This is a genomic window from Pseudarthrobacter sp. CCNWLW217 (genome assembly GCF_037203985.1).
GTDB lineage: Bacteria > Actinomycetota > Actinomycetes > Actinomycetales > Micrococcaceae > Arthrobacter.
This window is the reverse complement of the sequence record NZ_JBBCBT010000005.1, coordinates 96,912-115,554: the sequence shown is the minus strand read 5'-3', so window position 1 is coordinate 115,554 and position 18,643 is coordinate 96,912. Positions and strand designations below refer to the sequence as shown.

14 protein-coding genes are annotated in these 18,643 nt (G+C 65.9%); 10 read left to right on the top strand and 4 right to left on the bottom strand.

Annotation, left to right across the window (positions count from 1 at the left end; translation table 11 throughout):
- The first annotated feature begins 2 nt into the window (after positions 1 to 2).
- Entirely contained in the window at positions 3 to 3,350 is a 3,348-nt protein-coding gene (locus V9L18_RS07810) for a glycosyltransferase family 2 protein (RefSeq protein ID WP_337346624.1), read from the top strand.
- Positions 3,343 to 4,944 (top strand): DUF5719 family protein, encoded by a 1,602-nt coding sequence (locus V9L18_RS07805; protein WP_337346623.1) that lies wholly within the window; start codon positions 3,343 to 3,345, stop codon positions 4,942 to 4,944. Before V9L18_RS07810 ends, V9L18_RS07805 begins: the two co-directional genes overlap by 8 nt.
- A 33-nt stretch (positions 4,945 to 4,977) precedes the next feature.
- Here V9L18_RS07805 and V9L18_RS07800 read toward each other — a convergent pair whose 3' ends face one another.
- Positions 4,978 to 5,493: a metallopeptidase family protein gene (locus tag V9L18_RS07800; protein ID WP_337346622.1), complete on the bottom strand. Its 516-nt coding sequence runs from the start codon at positions 5,491 to 5,493 to the stop codon at positions 4,978 to 4,980.
- Positions 5,494 to 5,610: 117 nt separating this feature from the next.
- On the opposite strand from V9L18_RS07800, the gene V9L18_RS07795 reads away from it, so the two are divergent.
- The 4 genes from V9L18_RS07795 to V9L18_RS07780 all read left to right on the top strand — a co-directional run bounded on the left by V9L18_RS07795 (position 5,611) and on the right by V9L18_RS07780 (position 9,177).
- Complete coding sequence (locus V9L18_RS07795) at positions 5,611 to 6,000, top strand: DUF3499 domain-containing protein (protein WP_337346621.1); 390 nt, start codon at positions 5,611 to 5,613, stop codon at positions 5,998 to 6,000.
- A gap of 77 nt (positions 6,001 to 6,077) precedes the next feature.
- Complete coding sequence (locus V9L18_RS07790) at positions 6,078 to 6,323, top strand: Trm112 family protein (RefSeq protein ID WP_337346620.1); 246 nt, start codon at positions 6,078 to 6,080, stop codon at positions 6,321 to 6,323.
- A gap of 73 nt (positions 6,324 to 6,396) precedes the next feature.
- Positions 6,397 to 7,875: an adenosylhomocysteinase gene (gene ahcY / locus V9L18_RS07785; RefSeq protein WP_337346619.1), complete on the top strand. Its 1,479-nt coding sequence runs from the start codon at positions 6,397 to 6,399 to the stop codon at positions 7,873 to 7,875.
- Positions 7,876 to 7,938: 63 nt separating this feature from the next.
- Positions 7,939 to 9,177, top strand: coding sequence for a L,D-transpeptidase (locus tag V9L18_RS07780; protein WP_337346618.1), 1,239 nt, complete (start codon positions 7,939 to 7,941; stop codon positions 9,175 to 9,177).
- Positions 9,178 to 9,180: 3 nt separating this feature from the next.
- Here the strand turns inward: V9L18_RS07780 and V9L18_RS07775 are convergent, their stop codons facing one another.
- A complete protein-coding gene (locus V9L18_RS07775) occupies positions 9,181 to 9,981 on the bottom strand; it encodes an RDD family protein (protein ID WP_337346746.1) in 801 nt (266 codons plus the stop codon).
- Between the two features lie 72 nt (positions 9,982 to 10,053).
- Here V9L18_RS07775 and V9L18_RS07770 point away from each other — a divergent pair, with 72 nt between their 5' ends.
- Together V9L18_RS07770 and V9L18_RS07765 are read left to right on the top strand one after the other, a co-directional pair.
- Positions 10,054 to 11,046, top strand: a complete 993-nt coding sequence (locus V9L18_RS07770; RefSeq protein WP_337346617.1) for a stage II sporulation protein M — start codon at positions 10,054 to 10,056, stop codon at positions 11,044 to 11,046.
- 123 nt (positions 11,047 to 11,169) lie between these two features.
- The gene (locus V9L18_RS07765; RefSeq protein WP_337346616.1) at positions 11,170 to 12,282 is read left to right on the top strand and encodes a TIGR01906 family membrane protein; all 1,113 of its coding nucleotides are present in this window, start codon (positions 11,170 to 11,172) and stop codon (positions 12,280 to 12,282) included.
- 32 nt (positions 12,283 to 12,314) lie between these two features.
- On the opposite strand, the gene V9L18_RS07760 is transcribed toward V9L18_RS07765, so the two are convergent.
- Positions 12,315 to 14,141 (bottom strand): AMP-dependent synthetase/ligase, encoded by a 1,827-nt coding sequence (locus tag V9L18_RS07760; protein WP_337346615.1) that lies wholly within the window; start codon positions 14,139 to 14,141, stop codon positions 12,315 to 12,317.
- A gap of 68 nt (positions 14,142 to 14,209) precedes the next feature.
- Positions 14,210 to 15,940, bottom strand: a complete 1,731-nt coding sequence (locus tag V9L18_RS07755) for a dolichyl-phosphate-mannose--protein mannosyltransferase (protein ID WP_337346614.1) — start codon at positions 15,938 to 15,940, stop codon at positions 14,210 to 14,212.
- A gap of 46 nt (positions 15,941 to 15,986) precedes the next feature.
- Between V9L18_RS07755 and rsmI the strand changes: the two genes are divergently transcribed.
- Together rsmI and V9L18_RS07745 are read left to right on the top strand one after the other, a co-directional pair.
- A complete protein-coding gene (gene rsmI / locus V9L18_RS07750; protein ID WP_443197935.1) occupies positions 15,987 to 16,892 on the top strand; it encodes a 16S rRNA (cytidine(1402)-2'-O)-methyltransferase in 906 nt (301 codons plus the stop codon).
- 215 nt (positions 16,893 to 17,107) lie between these two features.
- Positions 17,108 to 18,607, top strand: a complete 1,500-nt coding sequence (locus tag V9L18_RS07745) for an NAD-dependent succinate-semialdehyde dehydrogenase (protein ID WP_337346613.1) — start codon at positions 17,108 to 17,110, stop codon at positions 18,605 to 18,607.
- Positions 18,608 to 18,643 lie beyond the last annotated feature (36 nt).

Below are 18,643 nucleotides of genomic sequence, written 5' to 3'. Positions count from 1 at the left end.
AAGTGCATGTCACTGCCGTTGTGGTGTCCCACAACGGCAGTGCCTATCTCCCCAGAACCCTGGCTGCCTTGGCTGACCAGACCCGGCCTGTCGACTCAGCCATTGGTGTCGACACAGGCTCCAGGGACGACTCCGAAACCCTCTTGGCAGGGGCCCTCGGCGAACCCAATGTCATCAACTTTCCGCATTCCAAAACCGGCATGGGCGGCGCCGTCCGTGCCGGACTCGAAGCCCTGTCGCCTTGGGCCGGACATCCCGAAAGCGCGTCCACGGAGTGGATCTGGCTGCTTCACGACGACGCCGCACCGTGCCCGGAAGCGCTGGCCGAACTGCTAGGCGCAGTCGAACGCGCACCCTCGGTGACGGTCGCCGGCTGCAAACAGCTCGACTGGCACGCCCAGCGCCGGCTGATCGACGTCGGACTTTCCACCAGCAGGTGGGCGGAGCGCCTTACACTGATCGATGCTGACGAGCTGGACCAAGGCCAATACGATGGCCGCAGCGACACCTTCGCGGTGAACTCAGCCGGGATGCTGGTCCGCCGGGACGTTTGGGAACAGTTGCAGGGATTCGACCCCGCACTGCCAGGCAGCGGTGACGACATCGATTTTTGCTGGCGAAACCGCCTTGCCGGCCACCGGGTGGTGGTGGTCCCTACCGCCAGGATGTTCCATGTGGCCCACAGGCCCCATGCCCTCGGGAACGCTTCCGCCGCCAGGAAAGCACAGGTTCACCTAAGGCTCAAGCACGCACCGCTATGGAAGGTGCCGCTGCACGCGGTTGGCGCGCTCCTTGGGAGCATCTTCAAACTCGTCCTCAGCATCGCGGTCAAGGATCCGGGGTACGGGTTTGCCCAGTTCGCAGCCACCTTGACAGCCTTGGGCCGGCCGGGCGCAGTGGCGAAGGCGCGTCGGGCTGCCGCACGAACGCGACGCATCCGCCGCTCGGTCGTCAGTAAGCTTCAGACGTCCCGCCGCGAGGTCTGGAGCCACCGCCGCTCCCTCATGGAGGCGCTGGGGTCCGACGCCTCGCCCACGGAAGGCCTCAAAAAGGATCCCCTCGCCGACCAGCCGAGCGGCGATTCAGCAGATGATTTTGCCGCCCTGACCACCAGCGAACGAGGCTGGGTGGGCAGCGGCGCGCTGGCAACGGTATTGATTGCGTCCGTGGCATCTCTGACTGCACTCTCCGGCCTCTTTCGTGCAGAGGCTGTTTCCGGCGGTGCCCTGATACCTGTCTCCTCCACCCTTGGTGAGATCTGGCATCACGCGTCCAGTTGGTGGATCAGCCTGGGCGCCGGTATGCCAGGCAAGGGTGACCCTTTCGGCTACGTGTTGTGGATCCTCGGCCTGTTGGGCGGCGGCGACGCAAACGGCGCCATGGCATGGCTGCTCCTGCTGGCGGCCCCGCTGGCCGGTCTGACGGCTTGGTTCGCCTCCGGCGCCCTGACGCTCCGACGCAGGTTCCGCCTTGTCGCCGCCCTGTTCTGGGCCGCCGCGCCGGCACTGCAGGTCGCGTTGAACCAGGGCCGGGTTGGCGCCTTGATCGCGCACATCATGATCCCCCTGGTTGTCCTGGCACTGCTGCGCGCCACCGGCACCGCCTTGGGACACGGTCGCTTCCTGCTGCCCTCGCCCGGTGACCGGCGCTTCACCGAGAGGCCGCCGGAGAAGCCGGGAATCAACGGCACGCCGTCCTGGACGGCCGCTGCGGCCGCAGGCCTGGCCCTGGCGGTCGTCGCCGCCTCCGCACCTTCGCTGCTGGCCCCGGCCGCCGTCGTCATTGTCCTGTGCGGGCTCCTGCTGGGCCGTCGCGGCCGCACCGTTTGGTGGGCCCTGCTCCCCAGCGCGGCGCTGTTTATCCCGTTCGCCCTGTCAGTGCTGGACAGGCCGCGCGCACTGCTTGCTGATCCAGGCCTTCCGCTGGGTTTCACGGGCGCCCCCTTGTGGCAGCAAATCCTGGGCCAGCCGATCAGGTTCACCGCCGACGGCGGGCTCTCCGGACTTCCGTTCTTCAGCGGCGCCGTCCCGTGGGCCCTGCTGCTCGCCCTGCTGGTAGCCGTGCCCGTGCTTGTCCTCGCGGCTGCGGCGATTCTGGTGCCGGGAAAGCGGAGCCACGCGGCACGTGCCCTCTGGTTGGCCGCACTCATCGTCCTTGCTGCCGGCTGGTTGGCCAGCCACGTCGCCACCGCCGTCAACGCGGACACCTTGGTGACACCCTTCACCGGCCCGTCGGTCTCGGCGGCCGGCTTCGCCTTACTGGGTGCCGCACTCATCGGCGCCGAACGGCTACTCGATGCCGCGGACGGGGTCTCCGCTGCCACAAGGCCGCGGAGAATCCTCCTTCGTTCTGCCGTCGCGCTGGCCACGGTCCTGCTGCTGGCCGGCCCTTTGGCCGGAATGGCAGCCTGGTCCGCCCAGAACCTGCTCAGGCCAGCCACCGCGGCGGGTCCGTCCCAGGATGCAGCAGGCGAACCGCTCGGCGTTCCCCGGCTGGTGGAAGCCGGCGATCCCCGGACCCTCCCGGCCACCGCAATCGACCGCGGAACAGGCCCGGAGCAGACCCGGACGCTGCTGATCAGCACCTCCGAAGACGGCACATTCAACGCTGCCCTGATGCGCGGTGCCGGCACCACCTTGGACAGCCTGTCCACCATCGCGTCGTCCCGGAACATCCTGGGCGCGCCTGGCATCGAAACAGTGCGCGACGACGACACCGTCACAAGCACACTCCGCGGCGTCGTAGCAACCATCGTGGCCGGAGAAGGAGTCGACCCCCGCCCTGAACTGGAGCAGCTGGGGGTGGGGTTTGTGGTTCTGCGTTCTGTGGATACTGCTGCCCAGCTCACCGCCAGCAGGATGGACGCAGTGCCTGGACTCATCGCCGTCGGACAGACGGACGTCGGGTGGCTCTGGCGGATCACTCCGTTGAACCAGCCCGTCCTGCAGCCGGCGGATGTTGCCCACCGTGCCCGGATCGTTGACAGCAAAGGCGCCGCTATTGCGCTGCTGCCGTCAGGTTTTGACGACGTCGATACGGCAGTCCCGGAAGGGACTGACGGACGGCTGGTGGTACTCGCTGAACGTGCAGATCCCGGGTGGAGCGCCTGGTTGAACGGCCGGAAGCTCACGTCCACCACCTCAGGCTGGGCCCAGGCATTTACCCTGCCGCCTTCGGCGGGGCAGCTCACCATCCGCTACGAGAACCCCTGGGCACTGTGGTCCGCCATCCTGCAGATCACCGTCATTGGCCTCACCGTCATGCTCGCGATCCCCATGCCGGCCCGCCGGCCCAATACCGGGCTGTCCCGGGATGAAGGCTCCTTGCGTAAGGAACACCAGAATGCATAAGGACAAAACCCCGGAAGGGGGCAACGCGTCCCGCAAGGGCCTCTTGACCGGCCTGGTCTCCTCCGCGGCGATAATTGCCGCCGCCGGGGGAATCATTGCCGCGGGCACGCTTGCTCCCGAACCGGCGGGCAGCCGAAGCCTCCCGGCCGCGCTGGCTGCTGTGCCGGCCGGCTCCAGCGTTGGCGTCTGCCCGGGTCCTGCCCGGCTCCTGGAAGGTACCGAAGCAGGTACCGATCCTCAGTTCAGTCCGAAATCCGCGACAGCGCGCAGCGCCGTCTCCGGCGCCGTCATCAGTGCTCCCGGTGGGGTCCTCCCCGGCAGCCGTCTGTCCGCCCTTGACGGGACGGCCGCCGTCGAAATCGCGCGGGACGACGCCCAGGCCGGCGGGGCAGCCGGTCCTCAGGAGCTCAAAGCCGGCGTCATCGAACAACGGGCCGTGGACGCCGCGAGCGTTTTGAGCGCTGATGCCCGCAACGGCCAAAAGGCCTCGGCGGCGGCACTGATGAAGTTCTCGGCAACCGATGGCGATCTCCAGGGTTTCGCTGCTGCCAATTGCCAGCCGCCTTCCAACGACGTATGGCTGGCCGGTGCCAGCACCACGCTGGGGCGCACCTCCGTCCTGACCCTCAGCAATGCCTCGACCACGCCAGCTACCGTAAGCCTGGAGCTGTACGGCACCAAGGGCCAGATCCAGGCGCCAGGAAGCCGCGGCCTGCTGGTGGCACCAGGCAGTACGAGGTCCATCGTCCTGGCAGGACTCGCTCCCGGCGAAGCACAGCTCAGCGTCCACGTGCGGAGCGCAGGAGGTCCCGTGGCCGCAGCGATCCAGCAGAGCGTATTGAGGGGCCTGACGCCCGGCGGGGTGGATTTCATTTCCCCCGGCGCCGCCCCGGCGGCACGCCAGGTCATGACCGGCATCGACATCCAGGACGCCGGCTCCCTCTCGTCCCTTACCCGCGAAAAGGGCTATGAGGACGCCGGCCCTGCACTGCAAATCACTGTCCCGGGGCAATCAGACGCGGTGGTGGAGATCAAGCTGTTTGGGCGCGACGGCCAGAAAGCGTTGCCGGGCGGGGGAGTGGTTACTGCCAAAGCCGGTTCCGTGACGGAGGTTTCCCTGGCGGGCGTTCCGACAGGCCACTACACCGTGGCCGCCAGCTCCGACGTGTCGTTTGTAGCTGCGACACGGGTGACGCGCGGGCTCAAGGACAACCAGGCGTCCGACGTCGCGTGGGCCGCGGCTGGAATTCGGCTGGGGAGCCAGCACGTGGTGCCGGTGCCCCAGGGCGGCAAACGAATCCTGATTTTTGGCGCCCTGGAGGACCGGGCTTCCATTTCTTACTCAGCCATCACAGCCGACGGCAAGATCCAGGCCGCGTCCACGGCGGACATTGCAGGGGGAACCACCACGTCAATCGATGTCCCCGAAAAGGTCGAAGAATCCACAGTGGTGGGGTATGTCGTTTCCGCATCGGGAGACGCCGCGTACGGGGCGCTGTTGCTGCAGCAGGACGGCCGGGAGGACATCTCTTCGCTTGCCCTCATGCCCGCCGCGTCAGGCCAGGAACAAGTTCCGGTCACGCTCGGGTACTGACGCAACCCCTGGCGGCAGGACCACGTCCGGTAGTCAGTAACGGCGGCGGTACACCGGGTCGAGGGTTTCCGGCGCCACGCCAAGCATCTCGGCTGTGTGTTCCACAACGACGTCGTGGACCAGGTCCTGGAGCTCTTCCCGGCTGGCGCAGCCCTGTTCCACGACTCGGCGGTACAGAGTGATGATGGGTCCCTCGTCGGCGGTGGCCGGAGTATAGGAACCCATGGGGGCCGCACCGGCGTCGGCAACGAGCTGTTCCAGCTGAGGGGGTATTTCGTCCACGGCAAACCGGACACCGTCCAGGGTTTTGCCCCAGATATCGTGGAGCCGTTGCGCGGAGTCGAGAACCATGTCATCGAACCGGTCTGACCGGGTCCGGTAACCGGGATGGGTGGGCAGCATCAGCTCGCCCCGCAGGCCGCGCCCGTGCCTGTTGCGGCGGCGCATCGCGAAACTCCTGCCCGGGGAGTCCGAACCCGTGTCCCCACTGCGGACACCCGGGTCAGCCAACCGGACCGTAAAGCCTGAATCATGGTTCGATGACTGCATACATTGACTCTAAACCCGGCGGCTCGATTGCGCGACATAAAGTGCCACGGCCGCCATGGCGCGGCGTGCGGGGGCAATGCAGGGAACCGGCGGCGACAGCGAGTAGTCTGGGATGTCGTGGGAGCTATCCGTCAATGTTCAAGATCAGGCTGCCGCCAGTCGGCGGTGGCCACTCTGACGTACGTATACGCAGACTCCACTGCCGTCCTGGGCCCCCTGGCCACGTACGCCGAGCCGCATTGTTACGATTTGTGCGAGCAGCATGCCGGGTCACTGACAGTTCCCCGCGGCTGGGAAGTCCTCCGGCTGGCGATGCCGTCCACACCGCACCAGCCCGGGCCTGATGACCTCCTGGCATTGGCCAATGCCGTCCGGGAAGCCGCAGCTCTCCCACCGCAGGCTCCCGCGTCGCAGGCGCAGCGCCTGACCCACTCAGCACTCGAGGCCCCGGCTGCTGCCGAAGGTGCCCGCCGTGGCCACCTCCGTGTGCTCCGTGAACCGTCCTGACGCCCATCTGGCGGTAGGCTGGAAGCTGCTAATCAGTCAGCCACCGGGGCAAACAGGCCCTCCAGGGAGCATCAAACATGCCAAAGATCAGTCCTGAACTGTTGTCAGTCCTGCGCTGCCCCGTCACCGGGTCGAAGCTGGTCCAGGAAGGCGAGGAACTCGTCTCGACGGCTGCTGGGGACTCCGGCGAAAAGCTCCGCTACGCGATCGAGGACGGCATTCCGCTGCTTCTGCCGCCGGAACTGCTTCAGGCTGCCAACGCCGCCGGCTCGGACCAGCACGACTCCCGGTCTGGTTCGGCCGCCGCTGCCGGCACGCCATAAGCCTTCAGCACCCGCCCCACCCACCGCAGGCGCATTACGCCGTCGCCCCCATCGGACAGAGCAAAGGATCCCCATGACTTTTGATTACAAGGTTGCCGACATTTCGCTGGCAGAGGCCGGCCGGCACCAGATCCGCCTCGCGGAGCACGAAATGCCCGGGCTAATGTCGCTCCGCGCAGAATTCGGACCCACGCAGCCGCTCAAGGGCGCCAGGATCGCCGGTTCCCTCCACATGACGGTCCAGACTGCCGTGCTGATCGAGACGCTCACGGCCCTGGGCGCGGAGGTCCGCTGGGCTTCCTGCAACATCTTCTCCACCCAGGACGAAGCCGCTGCTGCCGTCGTAGTGGGTAAAGGGACCGTTGAGGATCCACAGGGCGTTCCAGTCTTCGCCTGGAAAGGCGAGACCCTTGAAGAATATTGGTGGACTGCCCAGCAGATCCTGACCTGGCCCGGGGCCGACACCGACCCTGACCTCGGGCCGAACATGATCCTCGACGACGGCGGAGACGCCACCATGCTGGTGCATAAGGGTGTCGAGTTTGAGGCCCTTGGCGCCGTTCCGGCAGCCGCCGCGGACGAATCCGAAGAAGGCATTGTCTTCCTGGACGTCCTGCGTGCGTCCCTGCAGGAGGATGCGCAAAAGTGGACCCGCATCGGTTCCCGCCTGCGCGGCGTCACCGAGGAAACGACCACTGGCGTGCACCGTCTCTACCAGTTGGCTGAACAGGGCAAGCTGTTGTTCCCGGCCATCAACGTCAACGACTCCGTCACCAAGAGCAAGTTCGATAACAAGTACGGCATCCGCCATTCACTTCCGGACGGCATCAACCGCGCCACCGATGTCCTGATGGGCGGCAAGGTCGCCGTCGTCTGCGGCTATGGCGACGTCGGCAAGGGCGCCGCTGAGGCGTTCCGTGGTCAGGGTTCGCGGGTCATTGTCACGGAGATCGACCCCATCTGCGCGCTCCAGGCTGCCATGGACGGCTACCAGGTGGCAAAGCTGGAGTCCGTGCTGGGCGAAGGCCACATCTTCATCACCACTACCGGCAACAAGGACGTCATCCTGGCCGAGCACATGGCCGGCATGCGCGACAAGGCCATCGTGGGCAACATCGGCCACTTCGACAACGAGATCGACATGGCAGGACTGGCCCGCATCCCCGGCATCAAGAAAGTGGAGATCAAGCCCCAGGTGCATGAGTGGGTCTTCGACGCCGGTACCGCGGAAGAGCGCTCCATCATCGTCCTGTCGGAGGGGCGGCTGCTGAACCTTGGCAATGCCACGGGCCACCCGTCCTTCGTGATGAGCAACTCCTTCGCCAACCAGACGATCGCCCAGATCGAGCTGTGGACCAAGCGCGACCAGCCCGAAGGGGAGCGCGAGTACGTCAACCAGGTGTATGTCCTGCCGAAGATCCTGGACGAAAAGGTTGCCCGCCTCCACCTCGCGGCCCTCGACGTCGAATTGACGGAACTCTCCAAGGAGCAGGCCAGCTACCTTGACCTCGACGTCGCGGGCCCCTATAAGCCAGAGCACTATCGTTACTGAGGCGTGACGCCCCGGGCGCTGGCCGTGCCCGGGGTTGTTACCTGTTACCCATAAGATCGGTATATGGAGCCTGACAATAAGCCGCGCCGTCCCGGAACCGCCAAGAAGATCTTCCTGGTGGCTATGGTGTGCGTCCTGGCCGCTGCCGGTGGGGCGTTCGCCGCGGTAGCGCCGGGCCTGGCCAATGCTTCTTTGGAATCCGAGGCGGGCTCTGCTGTCCGCTCAGCCCCCGGCGTCGCGTCGCCCGTGATTGCTCCGGTGAAGGTGGATGTCGCACCGGCCGACGGCGCCAAACAGGTCAATCCAGCAGCGCCTGTCGCCGTCAAGGTTGGCAATGGGCGGATCGAGAGCGTCACGCTGACCAGCACGGCCGGCCACCCCGTTCAGGGCACCTTTGCTGACGACGGGAGCAGTTGGACCGCCGCCGAACCCCTCAAGTTCAACACCGAGTACAGCTACACCTACGTGGTCACCGACGGGGCCGGGCGCGAAACAAGCACAACGCACTCGTTCAGTACTGTTTCAAGCACGCATGAAGCGGATGCGGCCATCTACCCCCTGGATGGCATGAAGGTCGGTGTGGGCCAGCCCCTCCAGGTCATTTTCAGCGAGCCGGTGGTGAACCGTGCGGACGTCGAAAAGGCCATCAAGATCACCTCCAGCGCCGGCCAGACCGGAGCCTTCCACTGGTTCAGCGACACTATGGTCCGGTACCGGCCGGAGGCCTTCTGGGCGGCCAATTCCACAGTCACCATGGACATGCAGCTCTTCGGCGTTGACCTCGGAAACGGGCAGATCGCCAACTTCAATAAAAAAGTCAAGGTCAACTTCGGCGACAAGCGGGTGGCCATCGCCGACGCCGCCGCGCACACGTTTACCCTGAGCGTCAACGACCAAGTAGTGAAGACGCTGCCGGTCAGCATGGGAGATGAGCGATTCCCCTCCGCCCGCGGCTATGCCGTTCTGATGGAGAAGAACCGGTACGACCACTTCAGGGCAGCGAGCATCGGCCTCAAGCCCGGGGATCCCGCGTACTACGGCGAAGTGGATGTTGAGTACGCAATCCGCCTGACGCTCAGCGGCGCCTACATTCACCAGGCGCTCGAATCAGCATTCCCGTACATCGGAAACAAAAACGTCTCGCATGGCTGCATCGGCTTCGCCCCCGACGGCGCCGCCTGGGTCTTTGACAACATGACCACTGGTGATGTTGTGCAGATCATCAACACCGAAGGGGATTACGCGGCCCACGAAGACGGCTACGGTGACTGGAACATCCCTTGGGCTGAGTACGACAACTGACCGTCACGACCCAAACGGGAGCCGTTCCAGCCGCTCGCCCACTACGGAATTACGACGACGGGCCTCGGCGAGCCGGGACAGCTCCCGGTTGCGGCGCTCGGCAACCACGGCGGCCAGGTACTCGTCAGGGCCGGTTCCCGGCGGCGGGGGAGGTGCCACATGCCGTGCCAGTTCGGTCGCAATAGAGGCGGCCATGCCTGTACGCGACAGTGGTGACATCCGGCCCGCCTGGCGAATGAACTGGGATGCCTGGCGGGCAGTGGCGTCCGGGATGCGGCCGATATCGGCTGCTGCTGCCCAGGCGCGCAGCCGGGGCGGCATATACACCGGGGCGGCCCCTTCAACGGGCACGCGGCTCCGGAGGGCGTACGTTCCCGCCATGATGTCCCCGAGCCGCTTGGACCTGTCATTGAAGAGCGCCACAGCAATGGCAAGACCGCCGAGGGTGAGGTAGATCTCCAGGAAGCCGGTAAGCCCGCGGATGACGGCGTGCCGGAAGCGGATGGCGCCGCCATCGTCGCGCACCACGCGCAGACCCGCAGCCAGCTTTCCAAGCGAGAGGCCCCGGCTCAGGGTTTCCACAGCCACCGGGACAATCACAAAGCAGAACACCACGCTGGAGAGCATCAGGGCCCGGGCGGCAGCTTCATCGAGTTCGGCGCTGGCGGCGGCCACGCCGAACAGCATGAGAACCAGCAGGACCACGTTGACCATCACATCCAGCAGCAGCCCCAGCGCACGCGCGGCGAAGGAGGCGGGACGCAGCTCCAGGACAACGGCCTCGCCCGTGACGATAGAGCTCAATGCGGTGTTCCGTTCCACGCGAATTATCCTGCAGACGCTCACAGTCTAATGGCGTGAGGTTAGGCTGTAGCCGTGGATATGGATGCCTTCTCCGCCGTCAACGGGGATACCTGGTCGAGGCTGCACAAGCTTGCCTTCAAACGCCGCCTCAGCGGGGCCGAAGCCGACGAACTTCTGCGCTTGTACCAGCTGACTTCCGCGCACCTTTCCCTCATCCGCTCCATCGCCCCTGAAAGTGGGCTCTCGGCGTCACTCTCGGCAACCCTGGCCCAGTCGAGAACTCGCTTCACGGGAGCCCGCTCGAATTTTGCGGCCGATCTGGCCCGCTTCTTTGTAGTCGCACTGCCCGCCGCGCTGTATCGCCTGCGATGGCTGACGGTGGCATGCGGGGCAGCGTTCATCCTGATCGGCGCCGCGTACGCGCTGTGGATTGGGACCTCGCCGGAGGCGCTCCGTGCCGTTGCGTCCGAAGCAGCTGTCCGGCAGTACGTCGAAGAGGACTTCATCGACTACTACTCGGAAAACCCGGCAGCCTCGTTCGCCGGTGCCGTCTGGACCAACAACGCCTGGATCAGCGCGCAGGCCGTTGCCTTGGGGATCACAGGGTTTTGGGTGCCCATGATCCTGTTCAGCAACGCCCAGGGCGTTGGCATTGCTGCCGGTATTTTCGCCGCCTCCGGCAAGACCGACGTTTTCTACAGTTACATCCTCCCGCACGGCCTGATGGAACTGACGGCCGTGTTCATCGCCTGCGCCGCGGGGCTTCGGATCTTCTGGGCAATGGTTTCCCCTGGCCGCCGCACCCGCGGCCGTGCCGTCGCGCAGGAAGGCCGGTCCCTGATCACCGTGGCGCTGGGGCTGGTGCTGGTGCTGTTCGTCTCCGGCCTGGTGGAAGGATTCGTGACCCCCAGTCCCTTGCCTGTGTGGGCGAAGATTGGCATCGGGTCCGCGGTACTGGCCGCGTACTGGCTGTATGTACTGGTCTGGGGCCGGCGGGCCTATCTGGCGGGGGCCCGCGGTGACCTTGGCACCGAGGATGCCGGGTACAGCGAAATCGCAGCCTGAATCGATGCCTGCCCGGGGTGGCACCTCGCACTGCCGGAGGACCGGACGGTAGGCTCGTGAAGAGATACTTGTGCTGCCCGGACCCGAGCCGGCTCCACGGACCCCAACGGAAGTGACGCTGCTGTGAATGACAATTCTCCGACCCCTGCCAAACGCAAGGAGCCGCAGCCGGATCCCCTCTTGGACACCTCGGCGGATTCGGATGAGCCCGCCTTTTCGTGGATGAGTGACTCCCCGTCAGGCAGCCCGGACAAGACGGGGCCCTCAAAACGGCCGGACAGCACCGGGCCCTCAAAACGGCCGGACAGCACCGGGCCGTCGAAGAGCGCAGGCAGCAACGGGGAAACTTCCCCGCAGCCCGAAAGCCGGGCTGGCCGCAAGGCTGCCGAGGCCGCCGTCGAACCTGCGGGCGAGCAAGGTCCGCCGCTGTTCAGCGAACCGCTGCCCACCTCAGCCCTCCAGGTCCGTCCGCCACAGGAAGAAGTTGAGCGGCGCAACGCCGAGCGCGAGAGTGCGGCAAAGGCCAAGCCGCTGACGCCGCGTGTGATGCAGGTGCTGCTGGCCATCATGTATCCCGTCATCCTCCTGGTCCTGGGAGTCCGCGCCGTCACCAGCCCCCTGTTCCTCTGGATCGAGTACAACCGCCCCGGATTTCCGGGCGACGGTTACGGCTTCAGCACCGACGACAGAATGACCTACGGCTCCTACGCCGTTGACTATCTCAGCAACTGGTCCGGGCCCCGCTACCTGGGCGAACTCGTCAACCGCAGCGGAGACGAACTCTTCAAGGGCAGCGAGGTCAGCCACATGGCGGACGTGAAACTCGTCATCCTTTCCGCTTTCGGCGCCGGCGCCCTCCTGATCCTCGTCAGCATCATCGCTATCGCCTACCTGCGCCGCCGAAGCACTGGCGGCGTGCGTCGCGGCCTCTTCGCAGGATCAATCCTGACCCTGGTGATCATCCTGGGTCTCGGTGCGCTGGCCGTGCTGGGCTGGCAACAGTTCTTCACCGAATTCCACCGGATCTTCTTCGCCAGCGGGACATGGACCTTTGCGCTGGAGGACACCCTGATCAGGCTGTTCCCGGGCCAGTTCTGGATCGACGCCGGAATCGTGATAGCCGCCCTCGTGCTGCTTGTGGCGCTGGCAACCCTGGTTCTGACGTGGCCTACACGCCGCCGCCGCGGCCTGACCGATGGCGAACAGGAGGCTTCGGCCAAGGCCGAGGCCGTGTAGGGCCGGGCGGCTCCGCCCCCCGGGGGGGCAGTTCAGCCGTAAAGCTTGGTGATTTCCGCCTCAAAATCGCGGACGACGGCGGCCCTCTTGAGTTTGAGCGACGGCGTAAGGTGCCCTGAATCGAGGGTGAACTGGGCGTCCAGCACTGCGAAGCTGCGGATGGATTCGGCCTGGGAGACCAGTGCGTTGGCCTGGTCCACTGCTTCCTGGATGGCCGCCCGCACCCGCGGATCAGCCGCGGCTTCGCGCGGGGACAGTGCCGGCAGCTTGTGCAGCGCACACCAGCTCTCCAGGCCTTCCTGATCCAGGGTGACGAGGGCGGAGACGAACGGCTTCCCTTCTCCCACCACCACAGCGTGGCCCACCAGTTGGTGGGCGCGGATCTTTTCCTCGAGGGGACCGGGAACAACGTTCTTCCCGCCGGCAGTGACCAGCATGTCCTTCTTCCGTCCTGTGATGGTCAGGAACCCCTCGGGGTCAAGCCGGCCAAGGTCCCCGGTGCGGAAGAAGCCGTCCACAAAAGCCTCGGCGTTGGCGGCCTCGTTGGCGTGGTAGCCCTTGAAAACGCCGATGCCCTTCACCAGGATCTCGCCATCCTCAGCGACTCGGATGGTCGTGCCGGGAATGGGTATGCCCACGCTGCCCACCCTGGTCATGGTGGGGGTGTTCACCGTGCACGGTGCGGTAGTTTCGGTCAGGCCATACCCCTCCAGGACCGGAATGCCGGCACCACGGAAAAAATGGGCGTCCTCAGCAGCAAGGGGGCTGGCCCCGGAAACGGTGTAGCGGACCTGACCGCCCATGGCTTGGCGGAGTTTGGGGTACAGCAGCCGGTCGAAGAGTGCATGAGCGGTGCGGGACAGGAAACCGGGCCCGCTGCCCTCACCCCGGGCAGCTTCGTCCTGCTCCTTCGAAAAACGGATCGCAGCAGCCGATGCGGTACTGAAGATGCCCGATTTGCCGGCGATGGCGGCCTTTTGGGCGGCGCCGGCCCGGACCTTTTCGAAAATTCGCGGCACCACCAACAAGAACGTCGGCCTGAAGGTGGCCAGGTCCTCCAGTAGCTGCGCTGCGTTGCCTGTGTGCCCCAGCGTGGCCCCGGCACTCAGGCACACCACTTGGACCGCACGTGCAAGCACGTGGGCAAGCGGCAGGAACATCAAGGTTCGGGCGTTCTCCTGTACCAGGAGCTCCGGGAGGAAGGCCACGATGTTCTTAGCCACCAAGGCGAAGTTCCCATGGGTGATTTCACAGCCCTTCGGGTTACCGGTAGTCCCGGACGTGTACACGAGGGACGCGACGTCGTTCAGTGCAGCCGCGGAGCGGTGCCGTTCGAGTTCGGCGTCGGTAACCCCCATGCCGGCAGCGGCGAGGCTCGCGAGATCCGGGGCGACGCCGTCGTGGTCCATTCTCACGACGTTAACCAGACGGTCCTTGAGGAGCTCGGAAGCCGCCAGGACCTTGGCTACCAGCGCAACCTTTCCGTGGTCCTCCGCGAAGACCCTGAGAGCCCCGGAGTCATGCAGGATCCACTCGATCTGGCTTGCCGACGAAGTTTCGTAGATCGGCACCGTGACGCCGCCGGCGAACCAGATGGCGAAGTCCACCAGCGTCCACTCGTAGCGGGTGGCGGACATGACCGCTACGGTGTCGCCAGGCTCCAGCCCGCCGGCGATCAGGCCCTTTGCCAGGGCGCTGACATCCTGGAGGAACTTCTGCGCCGTAATGTCCGTCCAGCCGTTGGGTCCCTTGCGTGCATACAGGGCGTGGGCAGGATTGGCCTGCTGTTCCAGGAGGAGGTCCGTCACATTGCTGGCAGGATCAAGCTCCACGAGCAGTTCTGTGCTGGCTTCTCTCACAGGCGGTCTCCGTTCGGCTGCCATAGCGCTGCGCGGCTGAAATCGTCAGGGTCTTCTGCAATCCTGCCCTAGATCCAGGAAGGCATCCACATCCTGTGGCGCCACTCATGGTACGGAATGACTTCGGCTGTCCACACTGGGTAGAAGAAGGCCGACAACAGCACTACGCCGGCAACAAAGATTGCTACCAGGTAGAGCCCGGAACGACGGCGCCACAGTGGATCCGTATTCCGTCCAAGGACGAGGCCCAGACAATACACCAGTGCCAGCACCAGGAACGGCTCGAAGGAGATGGCGTAGAAGTAGAACATGGTCCGCTCCGGGTACAGGAACCAGGGCAGGTAGCCCGCAGCCACCCCGGCGAGTACGGCCCCGGCACGCCAGTCGCGGCGTCCCGCCCACCAGAAGAGGAGTACTGCCAGCGAGATGGTGGCTCCCCACCATACGAGGGGATTGCCGACGGAGAGGATGGCTGAAGCGCAGTTGGGGACATCGCATCCCGGGGCTCCCTGCTTCGGGGACTCATAGAAGAAGGACGTGGGCCGGCCCATCACCAGCCAGCTCCACGCGCTCGCCTCATAGGGGTGCTCGGAGCCCAGCCCCTGGTGGAACTTGTACGCCTCCAGGTGGTAGTGGGCCAGCGACCGGACAGAGTCAGGCAGCCAACCCCACTCGGTCGAGGGGTTGGACCCGGCCCAGCGACGGAAGTAGGCGTCATCGGAACGGAACCAGCCGGTCCAGGTGGCGGTGTACACGACGGCTGCGACCGGAACCATGCTGGCGAAAGCCGGCAGCCCGTCCTTGATGACGCCCCCGGTGAACCAGCCGCGGATTCCGGCGACCCGCCGGGCGGAGAGGTCCCACACGACAGATAGCAGCCCGAAGCCCGCCAGGAAGAACAACCCGGACCACTTGGTCCCCACCGCAAGGCCCAGGCACACGCCGGCGGCGATCCGCCACCACCGGATGCCCAGCCATGGACCGGCCAGCAGTTGGCCCGGGGAGGGTCTGCCATCCTTCCCGGCCGCGGCCTGCCTGGCGAGTCGCGCCGCCAGCTTGAGGCGGCCGTCGTCGCGGTCCATTAGCAGGGCGCCGAAGGCAGCCAGGACCCAGAACATCAGGAAGATATCCAGCAGCGACGTCCGTGACATCACCAGGTGGTGTCCGTCCACAGCCAGCAGCAGCCCAGCCGCGGCGGACAGGGGCAGGGACCGGAACAGTTTTTGGGCGATGAGGACGAGCAGCAGGATGGAAACGGTACCGGTAAGGGCCGCTGAGAAGCGCCAGCCCAGGGGGTTGTCGGCGCCAAAGAGCCACATGCCGCCGGCGATCATCCATTTGCCCACCGGAGGGTGGACCACATACTCGGGCGTGCCCAGGAGGACGGAAGGGTTCCCGGCATTGAAGGAGTCGTTGGCCTTGTCAGGCCAGCTTCGCTCATAGCCGCTGACGAGCAACGAATAGCCGTCCTTGACGTAGTACGTCTCGTCAAAAACCAGGCTGGGCGGAGTGTCCAGGCGGGTGAACCGGAGTACGCCACCGATGGCCGTCGTCAGCAGCGGCACCAACCAGAACCACAACCGGAGCGAGGGCGGGTAGTCACGCCAGCTGCGGATACCGCCGATCAGCCGCTCTTGGAGTGCTTGGGTGGAAAATGCCACGGCTGGCCGGACGATCCAGGGCTTGCCGGCTGAGGCGACGGCCAGTGCGGCGCTTTCCGGCGGGCCGATGGGCGGGTCCAGCGGGTGGGCCTGACCGGCCTCGGCGGGCCGCGTGGGGGTCTGCGTCACGTGCCCCATGCTACCTTTTGCAGCTTGTGCCGCCGGCCAGCAGTAGGCTGGTGGCGTGGACCCTAACCCCGAAACCCTTCCCGACTCCAACCTGCCTGACGACGCCATGCCTAACGCCGGCACTGCAGGACCGGGAAGGATCGTGCTGGCCGCAACGCCGATTGGCAACTCAGGCGACGCCTCCGCACGGCTTGTCGAACTGCTGGCCACTGCTGACATCGTCGCTGCAGAGGACACCAGGCGGCTCCACCGCCTGGTGCAGAACCTTGGCGTCACGGTGGCAGGCCGCGTCATCAGCTACCACGAGCACAACGAGGCGACGAAGACAGCCGAACTCCTCGACGCCGTCAGGGCCGGCAAAACAATGGTCATGGTCACCGACGCGGGGATGCCGTCTGTTTCGGACCCGGGCTTCCGGCTCGTTGAGGGAGCCGTTGCCGCCGGGCTCACCGTCACTGCCGCCCCGGGCCCGTCAGCGGTGCTGACAGCCCTGGCACTCTCCGGCCTGCCCACCGACAGGTTCTGCTTTGAAGGCTTCCTTCCCCGGAAAGCGGGGGAGCGGGCGTCCAGGTTGGCAGACCTTGCTGCGGAGCGGCGAACCATGGTGTTCTTCGAAGCTCCGCACCGGCTGGAGGTCATGCTCAGGGCGTTGCGGGAGCGGTTCGGCGCCGAGCGCAGGATTGCGGTCTGCCGGGAATTGACCAAGACCTATGAGGAGGTCATCCGGGGAACTGTGGGCGAGCTTCTGCTTTGGGCTGAAGGCAATGAGGTCCGGGGTGAGATCGCAGTGGTGCTGGGCGGAGCGCCTGAGCAGGCGCCGGGAACGCCGGAAGAACATGTAGCGGCCGTCAATGCGCTGGTAGCACAGGGAATCAGGCTTAAGGAAGCCGTTGCTGCGGTGGCCGAAGACGTCCGGGTCAGCAAGCGGGAACTGTACTCCGCCGTTCTGGCGGCGCGCTGAACCGGCCCTGGAGAGACTTTCCAACGGCCGACTGATAGCGCGAAATCGCGCGGGACAGGGCTGTGCACCTGCACAGAGCCGAGCTCATTCTGTAGTGCGTAGAGGCGTAGACCGCCGGTTGCGGCGGCAGTAGTCTGGCAGTTAATCAGCCAACAAGGCGTGCCGCTCGGGCGCCGCTGCACGGCTGGAAAAACCTTACTGACGAGGGAGTCATCGTGACTGTCACTGCACTGCCAGCTGTTACCGCAGAGCGCGAGAGCGAGCTGCTGGCCTCTGTTCCCACCGGCCTGCTTATCAATGGTGAGTGGCGGCCGGCCGCTTCCGGGAAGACGTTCGACGTCGAGGACCCCGCCACGGGCAAGGTGCTGTTGAGCATTGCTGATGCGGGTGCCGAAGACGGCAAGGCTGCCCTGGACGCCGCCGCGGCGGCACAGGAGTCATGGGCGAAGGTCCCGCCGCGGGAACGCGGGGAGATCCTGCGCCGTGCCTTTGATCTGGTGACCGAGCGTGCCGAAGACTTCGCGCTCCTCATGACCATGGAAATGGGCAAGCCGCTGGCCGAAGCCCGCGGCGAAGTGACCTACGGCGCTGAGTTCCTGCGCTGGTTCTCCGAAGAAGCCGTCCGCGCGTTCGGCCGCTACTCGGTCTCCCCAGACGGGAAGTCGCGCCTCCTCGTGACCAAGAAGCCTGTGGGTCCCTGCCTTCTGATTACGCCGTGGAACTTCCCGCTGGCCATGGCCACCCGCAAGATCGCTCCCGCCGTCGCCGCAGGCTGCACCATGGTGCTGAAGTCCGCCAACCTGACACCCCTGACGTCCCAGCTTTTCGCCGCCGTCATGCAGGAAGCCGGCCTGCCCGCCGGCGTCCTGAACGTCATTCCAACCTCCACGGCCGGTGCCACCACCGGCCCGCTGATCAAGGACCAGCGCCTCCGGAAACTTTCCTTCACCGGCTCCACCGAGGTGGGCCGCCGCCTTCTTGCCGACGCGTCCGAAACCGTCCTGCGGACCTCCATGGAGCTCGGCGGCAACGCCCCGTTCGTGGTGTTCGAGGACGCGGACCTGGACGCCGCAGTCGCCGGAGCCATGCTGGCAAAGCTGCGCAACATGGGTGAGGCCTGCACCGCCGCGAACCGTTTCATCGTGCACGAGTCCGTCGCTGACGAGTTCGCGGAGAAGTTCGCCGCCAAGATGTCCGAAATGACCACCGCCCGCGGCACCGAGCCGGACTCAAAGGTGGGTCCGCTGATCGATGCCAAGAGCCGGGACAAGGTCCACGAACTGGTATCCGACGCCGTGTCCTCCGGCGCGAGGGCAGTCTTGGGCGGTGCCCCGGCAGAAGGTCCGGGCTACTTCTACCAGCCCACCATCCTCACTGGAGTCACCGAAGGAACCCGGATCCTGTCCGAGGAAATCTTCGGCCCCGTCGCACCCATCATCACCTTCGGCACCGAAGAGGAAGCCATCCGGCTCGCCAACAACACCGAGTACGGCCTGGTGGCTTACGTCTTCACGAGGGACCTCAACCGCGGCATCCGGATGGGTGAACGCCTTGAAACGGGCATGCTCGGCCTGAACGCCGGCGTGATCTCCAACGCCGCTGCCCCCTTCGGCGGCGTCAAGCAGTCCGGCCTGGGCCGTGAAGGCGGGCTGGAAGGCATCGAGGAATACCTCTACACCCAGTACATCGGCATTGCCGACCCCTACGCAGGCTGAGGCTTCCAAGAAGCCAGGTGCGCATCGGTTGGGGCA

Bases quoted from the DNA above. Each gene is read 5' to 3' on its own strand.
- V9L18_RS07805 (WP_337346623.1), top strand. From the start codon at position 3,343: ATGCATAAGGACAAAACCCCGGAAGGGGGCAACGCGTCCCGCAAGGGC.
- V9L18_RS07800 (WP_337346622.1), bottom strand. From the start codon at position 5,493: ATGCAGTCATCGAACCATGATTCAGGCTTTACGGTCCGGTTGGCTGAC.
- V9L18_RS07790 (WP_337346620.1), top strand. From the start codon at position 6,078: ATGCCAAAGATCAGTCCTGAACTGTTGTCAGTCCTGCGCTGCCCCGTC.
- ahcY (WP_337346619.1), top strand. From the start codon at position 6,397: ATGACTTTTGATTACAAGGTTGCCGACATTTCGCTGGCAGAGGCCGGC.
- V9L18_RS07780 (WP_337346618.1), top strand. From the start codon at position 7,939: ATGGAGCCTGACAATAAGCCGCGCCGTCCCGGAACCGCCAAGAAGATC.
- V9L18_RS07755 (WP_337346614.1), bottom strand. From the start codon at position 15,940: ATGGGGCACGTGACGCAGACCCCCACGCGGCCCGCCGAGGCCGGTCAG.